Annotated in this window: 12 protein-coding genes; 3 read left to right on the top strand and 9 right to left on the bottom strand. The window is 43.0% G+C overall.

Annotated elements, in window-relative coordinates; translation table 11 throughout:
- Positions 1 to 12: 12 nt before the first annotated feature.
- Positions 13 to 471, bottom strand: a complete 459-nt coding sequence (locus tag OCV44_RS06895) for a GNAT family N-acetyltransferase (RefSeq protein WP_139684002.1) — start codon at positions 469 to 471, stop codon at positions 13 to 15.
- A gap of 289 nt (positions 472 to 760) precedes the next feature.
- On the opposite strand from OCV44_RS06895, the gene OCV44_RS06890 reads away from it, so the two are divergent.
- The gene (locus tag OCV44_RS06890) at positions 761 to 1504 is read left to right on the top strand and encodes a class I SAM-dependent DNA methyltransferase (protein WP_139684003.1); all 744 of its coding nucleotides are present in this window, start codon (positions 761 to 763) and stop codon (positions 1502 to 1504) included.
- Between the two features lie 140 nt (positions 1505 to 1644).
- Here the strand turns inward: OCV44_RS06890 and OCV44_RS06885 are convergent, their stop codons facing one another.
- The 4 genes from OCV44_RS06885 to OCV44_RS06870 all read right to left on the bottom strand — a co-directional run bounded on the left by OCV44_RS06885 (position 1645) and on the right by OCV44_RS06870 (position 8680).
- Complete coding sequence (locus OCV44_RS06885) at positions 1645 to 3675, bottom strand: TonB-dependent receptor domain-containing protein (protein WP_139684004.1); 2031 nt, start codon at positions 3673 to 3675, stop codon at positions 1645 to 1647.
- A 181-nt stretch (positions 3676 to 3856) separates the two neighbouring features.
- The gene (locus tag OCV44_RS06880) at positions 3857 to 4777 is read right to left on the bottom strand and encodes a LysR family transcriptional regulator (protein ID WP_139684005.1); all 921 of its coding nucleotides are present in this window, start codon (positions 4775 to 4777) and stop codon (positions 3857 to 3859) included.
- Between the two features lie 239 nt (positions 4778 to 5016).
- On the bottom strand, positions 5017 to 7206 hold the full coding sequence (locus tag OCV44_RS06875; protein WP_139684006.1) for an immunoglobulin-like domain-containing protein: 2190 nt from the start codon (positions 7204 to 7206) through the stop codon (positions 5017 to 5019).
- Positions 7207 to 7669: 463 nt separating this feature from the next.
- Positions 7670 to 8680: a DHH family phosphoesterase gene (locus OCV44_RS06870; protein WP_139684007.1), complete on the bottom strand. Its 1011-nt coding sequence runs from the start codon at positions 8678 to 8680 to the stop codon at positions 7670 to 7672.
- 256 nt (positions 8681 to 8936) lie between these two features.
- On the opposite strand from OCV44_RS06870, the gene OCV44_RS06865 reads away from it, so the two are divergent.
- Positions 8937 to 9185, top strand: coding sequence for a PAS factor family protein (locus OCV44_RS06865; RefSeq protein WP_139684008.1), 249 nt, complete (start codon positions 8937 to 8939; stop codon positions 9183 to 9185).
- Positions 9186 to 9342: 157 nt separating this feature from the next.
- On the opposite strand, the gene OCV44_RS06860 is transcribed toward OCV44_RS06865, so the two are convergent.
- The 3 genes from OCV44_RS06860 to dmeF all read right to left on the bottom strand — a co-directional run bounded on the left by OCV44_RS06860 (position 9343) and on the right by dmeF (position 13059).
- Positions 9343 to 11067: a methyl-accepting chemotaxis protein gene (locus OCV44_RS06860; RefSeq protein ID WP_032499726.1), complete on the bottom strand. Its 1725-nt coding sequence runs from the start codon at positions 11065 to 11067 to the stop codon at positions 9343 to 9345.
- Positions 11068 to 11681: 614 nt separating this feature from the next.
- Entirely contained in the window at positions 11682 to 12098 is a 417-nt protein-coding gene (locus OCV44_RS06855) for a MarR family winged helix-turn-helix transcriptional regulator (RefSeq protein ID WP_009846872.1), read from the bottom strand.
- Positions 12076 to 13059 carry a CDF family Co(II)/Ni(II) efflux transporter DmeF gene (dmeF, locus tag OCV44_RS06850; RefSeq protein ID WP_139684009.1) on the bottom strand — a complete coding sequence of 328 codons (984 nt, stop codon included), beginning with the start codon at positions 13057 to 13059 and terminating at the stop codon, positions 12076 to 12078. Before dmeF ends, OCV44_RS06855 begins: the two co-directional genes overlap by 23 nt.
- Before the next feature lie 621 nt (positions 13060 to 13680).
- Here dmeF and OCV44_RS06845 point away from each other — a divergent pair.
- Positions 13681 to 14187: a YgjV family protein gene (locus OCV44_RS06845; protein WP_139684010.1), complete on the top strand. Its 507-nt coding sequence runs from the start codon at positions 13681 to 13683 to the stop codon at positions 14185 to 14187.
- 77 nt (positions 14188 to 14264) lie between these two features.
- Here OCV44_RS06845 and OCV44_RS06840 read toward each other — a convergent pair whose 3' ends face one another.
- Positions 14265 to 15191, bottom strand: coding sequence for a LysR family transcriptional regulator (locus OCV44_RS06840; protein ID WP_139684011.1), 927 nt, complete (start codon positions 15189 to 15191; stop codon positions 14265 to 14267).
- Positions 15192 to 15283: the final 92 nt, after the last annotated feature.

The raw sequence follows: 15283 nt of genomic DNA, 5'->3' as shown, positions 1-15283 counted from the left end.
AAGGTTAGCCTCTTAACGTAACTCAATAGTCATGAACTGGCTGTGTGGATCTAACACATAATTAGCAAAAGGTTCACAGTAACCAAAGCCAAATTTTTGGTACAAATTACGCGCTGGCTTAAAGTAGTCTTCCGATCCCGTTTCTAGGCTAATACGTCGATATTGGCGAGCGGTTGCGGTATCTAAAACATGTTGTAAAAGTTGGCTAGCAACACCAGACTTTCTTGCAAACTGCGAAGTTCTCATCGACTTCAATTCAGCGTGTTGTATGTCAAGCTCTTTTATAGCCACACAGCCCAACAACTGACTGTCTTTCCACGCACTGAAAAAAGTAATCTCTGGTGATTTCAAAGCATCAAGATCCAATGCATGAACGCTTTCTGGTGGCGATGTCGCATACATATCAGCTAAATGCTCTTCGAGTAGCTCAATAACCTCTCCACCCGACAAATCATCAATTTTTATTTCCATAATTCTTTAATTATCCTTAATAATTTTTTATCCGTTTTAGATACAGTTACTAAGTCTACCCTCAGGAAACCGTGTACACCATACCTCGCTTCCATAGGTTCGTATCCTTTATCGCACTGAACTTATAGTAACCAATAAAGGATATATTGGGATCAGTGACAAGCTCGTAAGTTCACACTTACTACCTATTTATGAGAGTCTATATTAATCTTCAAGATTTCCTTGTTATTTTTAAGTTCTAGTTTACTATGCGCCACCCCAATTTTTTCAGCAAATGCTGCAGGCAAACATGTCCGCCAACGCACTCTATACCGACCTATCCGGTTACTATGATTTAATGTGTGTCGATATTGACTACCAAGCGCAGAGTGACTGCGTTCGTAGGTTACATCAGATTTTTGGAAATAAAGGAAAAACACACCTCGACCTTGGATGTGGCACTGGACCACACGTTCGCCATTTTATTGATTACGGCTATCAAAGTAGTGGCCTTGATCTGAATAAACCAATGCTCGACATTGCTCAAGTTCGTTGCCCTGAAGCTAAATTTTCAGTACAAAACATGAGTAACTTTGAGGTCTCAGAACCGCTCGATCTTATCACTTGTTTCTTGTATTCCATCCATTACAACGACGGTATTGAGAGACTAAAAGAGTGCATTGCAAGCGTCCACCGAGCTTTGAAACCTGAAGGTGTCTTCTGCTTCAACGTGGTTGATAAAGAGAAGATCAGCAATGACTTGTTTGTTCGACATACGGCAAACAAAGAACATGATGACTTTACCTTTCGCTCAGGTTGGTATTACTCCGGCGAAGGTAGCAAGCAAATGTTAAAACTAAGCATAGAAAAAACGACTGCGGGTGAAACTCAAGTATGGGATGACGAACACCCTATGGTGGCATTCTCGTTTAAGGAGTTGATCGATATATTGAAGCCCCACTTTGAGGTTCATATTTTTGAACACGATTATGACAAGCTGCTGCCTTGGGATACCAAATCAGGTAATGCTTTGGTCACTTGTGTAAAAATCTAGGTAAGCCAATTCCAAACGAATTAAACCGATACAAGCACACAAAAAAGAACCCACACTCGCCGTTCTCTTTATAGAGTATCGAGCCAATGTGGGTTCTTCGTTTCTATATGTCTCTTCCTACCAAATCAAACACAGATTGATTAGAAGTCCGCTGTCATACCTACGTAGTAAGTACGTGGCTCTTCAACATAACCCATACTCTCTAGCTCTTGTGATACAGCTTCATCAGTCAAGTTAGTAATACCTGCACGCACTCTAACCGAATCATTAATGTTGTATACGCCACCAATGTTTAAAGTAGTGTATGCATCTTGCGTTAAGTCGCTTTCGATATTGCGTTCGCCACGGTAACGCGCACTAATAAAGGTATTCAGATCGAAAGTTGGGCTCCAGTTCAGTTTAACTAAACCTGAATGCTTGTAACGCTCAAGCAGTTCTTCACCCGTTGACTTATCTTCTGTGTCTAAGAACGTGTAGTTACCAGACACGCCCCACTCATCGGTAATCTGGAATTGACCCGTAAGTTCTGCACCTTGAACCACCGCCTCAGATACATTGGTATAAGTACGCTTCCCTTTCACATAGCCAGTTGAGCTAGAACTGTCCGCGCAACCTTTACCTGATTCAAACACTCCACCGTTCTCGCAGTACGTTTCATCGCGATCAATAAGGTCGTTGATTTCGTTGCGGAACAAGGCACCTTCAACATTCCAACGTGGTTGGTTGTATATTGCTGCAATTTCATAGTTCAAGCTCGTTTCAGGCTTCAGGTTTTCGTTGCCATATAAATCGCACGCTCCCTTACAGCTATTAACCGTGTAGTCGGCTTGGTTTTGAGTCAACGAAGGTGCTTTGAAAGCCTTACCCACACCACCTTTGATGATGAGATCATTAGTCGTTTGGTGAACTAAGTACACACGCGGGCTGAATTCTTCACCGTACAATTCGTGCTTATCTAAACGCCCACCAATGGTTGCGGTGAGTTGTTCAGTCATCAACCACTGGTCTTGAACAAACAAAGCACCTTGATACGCTTCTGATGTACCATTGATCAAGTTTTCTTTGTTGGTCAATTCGCTCAACTGGTAGTCCATACCAAAAGTTACGGTGTGACTCTCACCAAGATAAGTCGTCGCTGATGCTTCTACTATTTGAGTTAGCTCTTCTACATCACTACTGTAATTGTTACCTAGATCAGCTGCATCATTATCTGTCACGTTTTCACGAGAGTAACGAACTTGTGTGTCACCCCAGCTCCAAAAACCGCTGTGTGTAATCGCTTGACTGTTACGTACAACATTACTGTCCACGAGGTTCAAACCTGTAGCATACTCAGCTAAACCATCACGTTTATCGTCACTATAGCCAAGGTCTAAATCAATCGTCTGATTGTCTGTCATGTTCCATGTCAGGTTGGCAAGCAAACTTAAAGTGTCGCGTTCCTCAAGAGCGGTAATATTTTCTCGACCATTACCAGTATATGGTTGCCATGCGTCACGCGAGGTTTGATTTAAAGAAAAACGCGCAAACAACTCATCATCAATTAGTGCACCGGACGTGGTAAAACCAACAGAATATTCTTCCCCACCATCTCCGTCTAATGGAGATGAAGTGTCCATGTTAATCGTTGAGCTCCAATCATTTTCTGGAGCTTTGGTGATGATGTTGATTGTGCCACCCATACCATCTGAACCGTAAAGTGCAGACATTGGGCCGCGGATGATTTCAACACGTTCGATTGACTCAGCGGGAATAGTCGAGAGATCGAAATCGTTACCACGAATGATGGCACTTGCAGAGCTTAAGCGACGACCATTCACCATGATAAGCGTATAGTCTGAATCCATACCACGAATAGAGATCATCTGACGGCCAGCACGTGTGCTATCAAAATCAGATTCCACACTCGTTGATTCTGCAACGATGTCAGCCAAAGTGATTCCAGGGCTGTCTTCGATGTCTTGAGCGGTGATAACCGACATTGAAGCTGGCGCTTGTTTTAGAGCCATTTCAGTACGAGTTGCCGTAACAACCATTTGTTCATCTGTAACTTGCGTTTCTTTTTGCGCAAACACGTTAGCCGAAAGTGAGGTGCAAATAACAGCTACTGCGACCGAAAGGGGTTTACGAATCATAAGAGGTTTACGAATCAAAAGAGATTTCTCAGACATGATATTTATTCTTATATGTAATTAGTAATGATAATGGTTTGCATTAAACAACCAGTTACCACTCCAATCAACGAAAGTTTCATGTTGAAAATTCATTATGATTATTCATTTCTTAAATAACATAGACAACATATATTCAATTCATTAGCATTAAACCAGTAACATTCAGGTGCCAGATGATTTAGGAGTATATCTCTTTAAATAGTTCACGAATCCAACGACACATAGGGTCATTGTGGAAACGTTTATGCCAGTAAAGATATACGTCTTCTGATGGGCTCCTGATCGCTTTGGGTACGCGTTTACAAACAAGGTTTCTCTGTTTTGCTGCTTGTTGAGCGAAAGGTGTCGGCAGGTGAAAGATGATATCGGTCGCTTCAGCCATGTCCGGTGCGACATTAAAGTTAGACAGTTGAATCGGTATTGATAACTGACGCTGCTTATCAATCAAGCCCAAATCTTTGAAACGACTTTCAATCGAGAGCTTCTTATCCCCTTGCAGTGAGATCTGGCCGAGTTGGCTACTCAATAAATCATCAACGGTGATCTCTTTATCCGCCAGAGGGTGGTCTTTGCTCATCAATAACCGATAATCGCGACTGATTACGAACATTCGATACAAGTTTTGTTCAGAACTTAATGGTTCATGCGTCGACAATACAAAGTGCGCATCACCTGATAACAGAGGTTCAAAGTGTCGTTTAGGAATCGAGTCGATATCGACAAGCATATTCGGTGCTTGCTTGCGGATTTGCGCCACGACTTTTGGCAAAAGGTGTGAAACCTGAGGAACCAAGCCAAAGAACCGAACGGTACTATTACTCGTCTCCGGTTCAAATACGTCTCCATGGACCAATTTCTCAAGGCGTGTGAGCACAGAGTTGAGGTCTTGCTTAATAACTTCTGCTTTCGGGGTTAACTCATAACCATAGGCTGCGCGGACTAACAAGTCATCGTTGAATACCGTTCGTAGCTTTTGTAGTGAACGACTCACCGTCGGTTGGCTCATGTCCAACGCCAAGGCTGTGTTTGATACGTGCTTCTCTTCAAGAAGGTGTTTAAGAATAACGAGTAGGTTTAGGTCAACTTGGGCAAGATTCATTATAAGGATATTCAAAATACAGAAGATTCAATATACGTATAGTGCTATTTCCTCAGAATTAATACAATTGATAATCACTCTTATTTTTATGTTATACAATGTGAAGGGCCGAATTTAACGCTAACTAAGGTTTTGAAAGCCTAGTTTAGATAACTTAAGACATAAAAAAGAGAGGCCAAATGACCTCTCTTCTATCGTTAGCTTTAATTAACTAGCTTGTAAGTTTCTCAACCAAGATCTTACAGCTTTATCCAAGCGTCTTGCCAGTATTGACTGTCTGCAGGGGCGTAAGCAGGGCTTGCACACCAAGCCGTGTATGGCCAAGGCTTACATTCATACAAGCCATTATCGCGACCCACAACAATGTCACCTGCCGCATAGTTTTTGCCCGCTTCATATGGAGGGTAATCACCTGGCGGTGGCGTCGTTCCGCCACCGTCTTTTACAACGAACGAATTGTTTACCATCACCATTTCACCGTCAGATGCTTTACCGACAACTTCAAGTGCATATTGCCCTTCCGTTACATCGTACAAATCGATGGTAATAGCGCGGCTGTCCGTTAAGTTAACTTTGGTTTGATCAACGACAGTACCTGCACTGTTGATTACCATAGCCGTAACATCCAACGCTTCATTTGATGTCAGTGTTAGAGCTAAACGAACATTGCCGCTCTCCGGCGCATATTCTGACTGAAGGCCCGAAACTGAAAGCGCTAAGTCATCGCCCGGATCTGGGTTACCGCCACATGAAGAGTCTGATACTTTTCTCCAAACGCCCCACTCTCCTGTCGTTCCTGGCTCTTCACCACGAGTGTACCAACCCGCTCCCCACGTTGAACCGTCATGAGATACTTGGTCGCCTTCAACATAAACGGTATCAGCATCCCATGCAGCAGCACAGTTAGAGCCATCAGTCACAGACACGTTACGTTCTGCGTTAACGGTTTGGTGAGCGCTGTCTGTCACACTATATACAAGCGTGTAGTTGCCCATTTCATTCACGTCGACACTACCCGAGTGTGTGATAGAACTCGTTAGGTCACCATCTTCTGCATCGTTAGCAGTTACACCAACCATTGGGGCAAATGCAGTACCAAGTACAACGGTTGTATCAGAAACACCATTGAATACTGGCTTCTGGCTGTAAACCTCTACCGTTCTCGCCTTAGTGGTTTCGTTGTTATCGCTGTCTTTCACTCGGTAAGTCAAAACGTAAGTACCGATGACACTGGTTTCAACATAACCTTCAACATCGATTGATGAAGTTAGATCGCCGTCTTCTTTGTCTATTGCCGTTACACCTTCCAATGGGTCAAATGGACGACTGTGAAGAACACGCGTACTTTCAACACCTTTCATGACAGGTTCACCCTCTACTGGTGGGGGCGTCACTTGACCGTGTACAAACGGGCCGTAATCTTTAATAAATTGTTCGTTGTATTGTTGACCGTTCTTGTTTGTACCCATGTCCCAGTTAATAGACCACGTCATTATGCCGCGCAGGGGTTGACCTTGCGCCGTTAGGCTATCAAACGCGTCGTACAAATCTTTTGGCTCTTGAACAAATCCGGTTGCTGCTGCATCGATACTTGAAGGTATACCAAACACAAGTTTGTCGTGTGGGATCTTGTGGAATCCACGCGTACCATTAATTAGAGAATCAGAAATGTAGTAGATGAACTCTTGTTTTAGCGCATCATTGTTTTGCGCGATCCAACCCACGCCTTCAACCCAAATGCCATCGCCACCTTGGTTGTAGAACTGTGGGTTAATCCAGTCGTAATAACCCTCTAGATTATCAATGTAAGGAACGTACTTACCGCCTGTCGTTAGATAAGGGAACTCAGGCGCCATAGTAATAAGGAAATTTTTACCTTCTGCACGATAATGGTCTTTCACTAGCTTAAGTGCATCTGGAATCACGGTTTGGTTGTTTGCTGCGGTTACGGCTGCTTGTTCAAGGTCGATATCTAGGCCATCGAAACCGTAACGCTCAGTAAGGCGGATAATCTCATCAGCAAAGGCTCTTTCATCACCTGTTTTTAGCTCTACGTGTGCATCAGCACCACCCAAAGCCAAAAGTACAGAACGACCTTGCTTGTTGAGTTCAGAAATTTGGCCAATAAATTGTTCTTCAGAAAGCCCAATGGTAGGGTCCAATTTAAACGTTGGAATTCGACCATCCGCCACATCGTAAACCTTCATGAACGACACATTCACGATGTTGTACATAGGATTCACTTCATTCAACGTCACGCAGGGCGCATTGCCACCTTGATAACCCGCACCATCACACCAGTTATGCCAATAACCAACCACAACGCCTGAATCTGGATTCGTCATGTCTGAACCATTCGCATAAACAGCGCTAGACATGGCCGCCATGCCGACCGATACAGCTAATTGTAAAGCTTTACGTTTCAACATTAGTCCCACTTCCTAACTTAACAGCTGTGCCAATCACAACCGAACCCAATTATTTTAGCCATGAATATTTATAGTTAAGTAATGGAATTTATAGGAAAAGATAACCTTTGATTTAACTTGTGATTTTAAGTCACAGATTGAATATAAGAATTAATATACTTTTGACTTTTCATTCAAAGTGAAATGTCAAAATCTCGTATTTATGGCTCGAGGTATTGATTTGACAAATGCATATTACAGCTCAATTCACATGAACAATTAACACTAGACACAAGAAAAACCAAAAATAAGATTCAGAAAGAAAAAGAAACGGCACAGCCAATAAACCCCGCCATTACTGGGATTAATGATTGCGATCAATATCATTAAAACAGATAAAGAAAATTTCCGCACATATGCAATTTATATGTACGCGTGATTGATATGGCAGTGGGAATATAGGGGGGTTGTACGCGTAATCCTGTTATGTTTTGAGGTCGCCTTTCACACCAAGTGAATAATAATCATCCATTAATGAAATCAAATTCACCTTATCAAGCTCACTAAGTTGATTAATACCAGCCGCTGCTTTTCTCCCTCCGCCAGTTACAAAGCTTGAACAAATTTCGTCTGCGCCCGTTCTATTGGATAGTGGAGCTCTTAGGCTAACAGTATAAGATTCGCCATCTTGGTTTTTCGTTAATACTGCTTGCGCTCGGTTTGGATCTTGATTCACGATCTCATTGCCAAATACACCGCTGATACGCCTTGCCCAAGTCTCACCAGGCAGTTCAAACACACGTGCGACTTTACTTTCATAAACTGGGGCAAGGTTTGATAATTGCTGGCGGTCATTTTGGTAAGCAGCTCGTAGTCGATAAAACACCGAGTCTTTGTCATCCAAAAGATCAAACGGATTCGGATATTGATAAAGGGTTTGGTAGAGCTCAACTGGCGTGAAGTGCAAATCGCTCAGTGAGGTACCGTAGCCGTTGTAATTAACCAAGGTACCGAGCTCTTCTAAAAATTCAATTTGTGATTGTTCGAATCCATTTTCATCAGCTAACTGTGCGGCCACTGTTTTTAAATTGTCACCAAAGGCCGCCGCGATTGCCCAAGCTACGTGTGCACCTTTCAGCTTTTGGTTAATCAGTAAACTCGTGCAGCTCTCTGGAGAGGTGTCTATCAGAGTGTTTAAATGCTCAGAGATTGGCACGTCCCCTGTCCGATGGTGATCGCAGTAAAACACATCGATGTTGGCATCTAACAGTGAGTGCAATGCTGGCAGGTTCTTCTCCATCGACACATCAAGAACAGTAACGGAAGAGACCTCATTTGGTGTGCCTGGCTCCATGATTTGACTGGAAACTTGAGAAACCAACTTAATATCACGCTTTACACCGGTCACGAGTACGCTCTCTCTCGGTTCACTTAATCGCAGTTGTAACAACGCGATGATGCCGTCTGCGTCTCCATTGAATACGTCGTAATGCATGCTGTTCCTCTTCCGTAAGATTTAACGTTTATTCGAAGCGATCCAAAGACATAACTCATGCCAATTCGTTCGTTTCTTCGATAGTCTGTCATTATTTTAGTTTTATTCCACAGATACTTAAGTCCATTTTGTAATGCCTTATTCTCATTCGATTAAAAAGAGAAAAACATTAATAATATTGTATGACTTATATCACAGTAAAAGAATCTGAAAAGGTTATAAAATAAACGTCTCCCACTTAATGATAAAGAGACGAATGAACACTACCACCACTCTTGTTTATGACACTTTAAAAAACCTTGCTGCACACGCTCCTGAGCAGCATGCCGAGATTAGACAGCGGTTATATGAGCAGTTGAGCCTGCCATTTAACAAGCAGATCTCGTTGTACGCTAATGTGCTTGGTCCTATCAGTTCGGGCAAATTAGCGGGATGCGACAATATTGATAAAGCGGTTAAATTGGCACTGGATGTGCTGGAAGGCAGAAATAAGTCATTCCCCTAAAATACGAAATATAACGGCCCAGATCTTCCCCCAGATCGGGCCGTTTTCTGTTCGACTCTTTTGGGTAATCAATTTCATGTATAAAAAAGGCGCAAATAATTCACGCCTTGAGTTTCAATTAATTCACATCTTTGGTTTAAAGATTGCTCTAGAAATCTTATGACGTCTTAAACTGCGCTACCGCTTGATCCATATCATTCGCTTGCTCGGCTACTTTATCGACTTCAACTAAGCAATGCTGCGCCGAAGCGTTGTTATCATTCGAGATAGTATTCAACTCAGTGATCGAGTCACTCACTTGCGTCATTACAGCGCCCTGCTCTTCAATCGCTGAAGCAATGCGTTCTGAGTTGCCCTGAATGCTTTCCATATCACTCAAGATCAGTTGCAAGCTTGCATCCAGTTCTTCTGAATCTTTAAGTGTCAGCTGGCCTTGTTGGTTACACTCGCCAATCTCTGTCATAGAAGCATTCATTTGGCTCTGGATTGCAGTTACTACACTGGTGATTTCTGTGGTTGATTGGTGCGTTCTGCTTGCTAACGCTCGGACTTCATCTGCAACAACTGCGAAGCCACGACCTTGCTCACCAGCACGAGCGGCTTCAATGGCTGCGTTTAGTGCCAATAGATTAGTCTGTTCCGCTATACCTTGGATAATGTTAACGGCACTACCAATTTGATCGACATGATGATTCAAAGAACTAATCGAATCTTGGCTACTTGAAAGGCGTTCAGACAACTGGGTAATGTTATTTATAGTATCGACCACCACTTCACGACCTTTGTCGGCATTCACTTTCGCTTGATGAACGCCTTCAGCCGCAACCGATGTACTTTCTGATATTTCCCCAATAGTCAGTACCATCTCTTGCACTGAAGTTGTCATTGTTGAGGTGTGGTTTGCTTGAACTTCGAACTGTTTGATGACCGATTCTAGCTCGTCATGCATGCTCGACGTACTTTGTGTCAACTGATGTGACTTAGATTGAGACGTCGCAATCAACCCTTCAAGCTGGTCTAGCAGTTGATTGAAGTATTCGCCTAGCTTACCGAGTTCGTCTTTGCCATTCTCCGTCGCACGAATAGACACGTCGTTCGAATCAACAATATTACGGATCACTGTGAGTAGAGATTCAATCTTACCGATGATTGAACGTACGATTAACCAGCTGAATAGAATGATCGCCACTAACAGTGTGACGCAAAGGGTGTTGTTGATCAGCGATAGTTTATCCATCTCTTGTTGCGCCTGTTGATCTAACACGGCCGAGAATTCTTTGAATTGAGTCTCGATAACGTGCGAACCTGTGCGCGCTTGCCCTAGTAACCCTTCGTTATGCTTTAACCCTATCACTCGTTTCTGATCTACGACTTGACGAGCTGCTTCTATCAAAGCAGCTGAGCCACCCGCATTAGAAGTAATAGACAGAACACTTGGGTCGAACTCACCCTTCTCGATCAGATCATTGAAGAGATACAGCTCAATTTTTTGTTCAGCACTCGCGGTGGCACTGATGTTATCGAGTACAGCATGAAATTCCCCTAACAAGCCTTTGTCTCGTGCTAGTCCATACACTTGGCTGGCTTTAACAAGGTTAACAAAGCTTGTGTGGTACGTTTCGATATCTTCACGCAAATGCGTACTATTGGCCAAACCCAGATCATTCAGCACAGCATTAAGCTCAGATTCAGACGCTAAGAATTTTTTGTAATTTACGTCGAACTTGTCGAGGTATTTCAGATCACTGCGAAGTAAGAAATCTTTCTCGTTACGACGAAGGTTGAGCAGTCGCACTTCAAGTTCTTTGGTAATTTGTTTGGCTTCGCTCATTTTAGCGGTGGTGTCTGCAAATTGAGATGTGGTAAACAACAATGAAATCATGCCGAAGATGGAGAACACCCCCAACGAATAGAGCTTTTTCTTTATATTCATATACATGGCTCGTCTTTACTAAATTAACTGTAAGTATCTAATTGATCGCATCAAAGCATGGATATACGGCTAGTGCGATCGAGTTATTGTTATGATTTTTTTATCATTAATGAGGTTGAGTTTTTGCAGCGGCCCTGCCCGCCAGTAGTGACATTATCAATACATTTAAACAGAGAAGGCTCATTCCCATTAACGACGAATCAATCAATAACACACTTTTGTTACATGTACATTAATAGAATTATAAAAGTGAGAGACAGATATTTGACGGAGTGTGAGTGGCTGAACGCCTTGCTATTAAGGCTTTGAATGAAAAAACTTTGAGCAATTATTGATCTGACGGCTGCAAATGACATTTTTTTGGCTCATCAGCGGAGCAAGAACGAAGAGCAATATTGGAGATTTTGACTTATTTTTTGAACGGTGAGTCCATCGATTGGTGATTGTATAGTCAAGCGAAAACGGCGAAAAAATGGACCTACTCAATTCGAGTCAGGTCCATTTTTAGATTTCTTAATCAATCGCTTTGCAGCTAATAAGTTAGGGTCCGAACTTAAGGCTGACTAAAACGCTTTTACCATCTTAGATAGGCACTTCAGTAATACCGCTTTCTCATCTTCTTCGATGTCTTGCGTTAATTCATTAACTAGGTTCAAGTGAAGCTGATTGTGGTGAACGTGAATCTTCTGCCCCTCATCAGTTAGAGCAACCACGATTGCACGACGGTCCGTTGGGTGTTCATGGCGTTCAATCAATTCGGCTTTAACCAGCTTTTCGATTTGAACGGTCAATGTACCCGTGGTGATGCCCAGCTTTTCAGCGAGCTCTTTCATTCTTAACGCGCCATGCATACCAAGTACTTCAATAGTGTGTACTTGAGCCAGGGAGTAACCCGTCTCTTTGACAACAGATTGCTCCCACGAAGACATTTTATCGTAGAACTCAGTCAGTATTTGATTAAGCTGTTCTATATTTCGCATGGCTGTTTGAGTGCACTTCAAGAGTAAGGTGGTTAATCTTATCAAACTTGCCGAGCATTTGTTTATATTCAGAGACGCTTTTATCACTGTTTGATTCAAGAGTAATCGCCGCTGAGTAGTGATGCCCGCTCACCTTCCACATGTGTAAGTCGGTTACGGCCGCATAAGGAGCTAAAGCTTCAGTTATGCTGTTACGGTACTCATCATCGATATTCTGATCGAGCAAGATTGGACTTGTCTGCTTCATTAGGTTCATGGTCCATTTCGCAATAACCACAGCGCCAACCATACCCATTGCGGCATCTAACCAATTCCAACCATAAAACTTACCAAACAATAGTGCGACGATCGCCAGCAGAGACGTCAATGTATCGGCCAAAACGTGCATGTAAGCCGCACGCAAGTTGTGATCGTGATGATGCCCTCTGTGAGCTGCGTGTTCTTGATGCTCACTATGTAGACGATCGTGGCTGTGTCTCTTATGTTCAGAATGAGAGTGGTCGTGTCCGTGGTCATGATGATGGTCCCCTAGCAAAAGCATACTCACGACATTCACGGTCAAACCGATACATGCCACGATGATCGCTTCATTGAACTGAATGGCTTGTGGGTTAAACAAGCGATGTACTGACTCCACGAGCATCAACAGCGCCACAATTCCCAATGCTATTGCGCTGGTGTATCCCCCTAGCACACTGACTTTGCCAGTACCGAAAGAGAAACGTTCGCTCTGCGCATGTTTCTTTGCATAACGGTAGGCGAACAAGGTAATACCAAACGCCGCCGCGTGTGTTCCCATGTGCCAACCATCGGCAAGCAATGCCATGGAGCCGTAAACAGTACCGGCAACGATCTCGACAACCATGGTGATGACAGTTAACAAAAGAACGTAGAAAGTACGTTTTTCACCTTGTTGGCTGTGTGAAGAAAAGTTGTGTTGATGACGTGTTGGAAAACTCAAAATTGCGTCCTTAGCTCGTGTGTTCAATGTTAGAAGTCCTTACTGATCAATCTTGCTCAAATAAGTACTTTGACCGACAAGTAGTTTGACTATCAAATCAATAAGTGGAATTTAGTTTGAACATCAAACATTGTCAATGATCAATTTGTGCTAACAAGATTTCAGATAGGTAAGTCTGAAATGAAGATGGGGAATTAGGATTCGTCTGTTTTTGGCCACGCAAAGCAGATTTATTCGAAAGCTCAAATGTGTAATAGGAAGTAACATTGATATCATTTGTGTATTTAAGGCGGTACACTGACGGCCTATTTAGGGCAATCGATACGAGGAGTAACAATGCACACACTTGCTTGGCTAAGCTCTTCAGACGCGATCTGCCCGATAACAAACACCTTTCAATCAGCTGGAAGTTCCCTTCCCTTAAGAGCTATCGCGGTTTATCTCCCCCAACGCCTAACACGTCACTGATGGTTTGATATCTCAAGATTCTAAATAGGCCAACAACCCTAAGTTTGTCGGTTTAACGGCTTGTATTTGCTTGCTCGTTTTAAAAATTCATCGATATCACAAACCCATCACTCACCCCTCTCCGTGTTATTTCTTTCTGTTGTTGGAGGACTTGTGTCCTTTTTTATCGCATCCCAAATATTGGTAGGTTTAGCTTCCCTATTCGATATCGCTTCATTCCAATTTAAAAGCCGCACCAAATTGTTGGCGACATTGACGATTTCAGCCTTGTTGATCGCCGCGCATTTCGCATTACTTCAAGAGTGGACAGCCGCATGTCTGTTGGTGATTGGCGCGTGTCGTTATTTCACAGGGATCTTTATCTCAGATCCTCGGATGAAATGGCTGTTTTACTTTGTCACGGTGTTAGGCACCATCCTCACCTTTAGTGGACTTGCAAGCACACTCAGCTGTATTGGCTCGTTGCTTCATACTAAGGCTTCGTTCACAGCCAATGATAAACTGATGCGCTGGTTGATGGTGATTGGTACTTTTGTGTGGGTAGCTCATGACATATTGGTTGGCTCACCCGTCGCGGTGCTATTGGATGTTTTGTTTATCATTAGTAGTGGCGTTGGTTATTACCGACTTCATATTAGGAAAGCCGCTTTGATTGTATGACATTGGCTAATCCAGACTTAAAGAGCCCACACTCGGCGGGCTAACTTGTAACTAAATTAAGTTGGAATATGGATGACTCACTCGCCGTTATTATTTCTTGGCTGCGACTGGGTAATCTCATCATTCACCCAGCCTAACAGTTGCTTGGTTGCTTTAGATAAGACTTGGTTCTGCCTAACAATATAACCAAGACTTGTGCTTGAGAAATTGGTTAATGGTGTCACTTTCGATTTCAGGTGCTGCTTGGTTGAGATCGCAAACTCAGGAATGATTGCCACCCCAAAGCCAGCCTCTGCCCAGTCGATTTGAGCGTCGACACTCCCTACTTCCATCACTCTGTGATTAGGTAGGTTTAAGCTTGGCAAACCTTCATCGATGAAGTCACGCGTTCTTGTATCATGACCCAGTAGGATTAAGGTGAGTTCTGTATCGACACCTTCATCTTCAGACTCGCTCTCTATCGAATTATTTGCGCTTTGGATATCCAAACCATCACCTAGTGCGCACCATGAGAGCTCTTGAAGCTTGGTAAAATAGAGCGACTCGTTGTGTTGTTCTTTCGCAATAACGAAGCCCAGATCTGCCTGAGCATTCTTAATTAAACTCGATGCTTGAGATGATGTGGTATTCAACAACGTAAGGTCGATACCAGGATACTGCGCTTTGAACTTCTGGAAAGGACGAATCAACAAGAATCGAGAAATAATGTCACTCACCGCAATGGTTAACGTCCCTATTTTGAGATCGTTAATGGCGTTGAGATCAGCCTGACAAATCTGCAACTCGAGTAAGGTTCTTTGGCTTGTTTCCAATAACCGCTCACCCGCTTGAGTCAATTGAAATGGGCTTCTATCTATCAACTTTATTCGTGTTTGTTGTTCCAATTGTTTCAGGTGCAAACTCACATTGGGCTGTGTCATATGAAGCGCATTGGCCGCTTTCCCAAAATGCTTGTACTCCGCAAGCGTCACAAACGTCTTCAACAAATGGATATCAAGCATCATGTTCTCTCCTGTGCTCTCCATATGATATATGAAATCCTTATCAAGATAATAAAGATAATTAATTTCTCTTATCCACTTTGTAGGCCTAACAT

This window comes from Vibrio tasmaniensis (genome assembly GCF_024347635.1).
Classification (GTDB): Bacteria; Pseudomonadota; Gammaproteobacteria; order Enterobacterales; family Vibrionaceae; genus Vibrio; species Vibrio tasmaniensis.
This window is presented reverse-complemented; position numbering and strand designations above follow the sequence as displayed.

Bases quoted from the DNA above. Each gene is read 5' to 3' on its own strand.
- OCV44_RS06895 (WP_139684002.1), bottom strand. From the start codon at position 471: ATGGAAATAAAAATTGATGATTTGTCGGGTGGAGAGGTTATTGAGCTA.
- OCV44_RS06890 (WP_139684003.1), top strand. From the start codon at position 761: ATGTCCGCCAACGCACTCTATACCGACCTATCCGGTTACTATGATTTA.
- OCV44_RS06885 (WP_139684004.1), bottom strand. From the start codon at position 3,675: ATGTCTGAGAAATCTCTTTTGATTCGTAAACCTCTTATGATTCGTAAA.
- OCV44_RS06880 (WP_139684005.1), bottom strand. From the start codon at position 4,777: ATGAATCTTGCCCAAGTTGACCTAAACCTACTCGTTATTCTTAAACAC.
- OCV44_RS06875 (WP_139684006.1), bottom strand. From the start codon at position 7,206: ATGTTGAAACGTAAAGCTTTACAATTAGCTGTATCGGTCGGCATGGCG.
- OCV44_RS06870 (WP_139684007.1), bottom strand. From the start codon at position 8,680: ATGCATTACGACGTATTCAATGGAGACGCAGACGGCATCATCGCGTTG.
- OCV44_RS06865 (WP_139684008.1), top strand. From the start codon at position 8,937: ATGAACACTACCACCACTCTTGTTTATGACACTTTAAAAAACCTTGCT.
- OCV44_RS06860 (WP_032499726.1), bottom strand. From the start codon at position 11,067: ATGATTTCATTGTTGTTTACCACATCTCAATTTGCAGACACCACCGCT.
- OCV44_RS06855 (WP_009846872.1), bottom strand. From the start codon at position 12,098: ATGCGAAATATAGAACAGCTTAATCAAATACTGACTGAGTTCTACGAT.
- OCV44_RS06840 (WP_139684011.1), bottom strand. From the start codon at position 15,191: ATGATGCTTGATATCCATTTGTTGAAGACGTTTGTGACGCTTGCGGAG.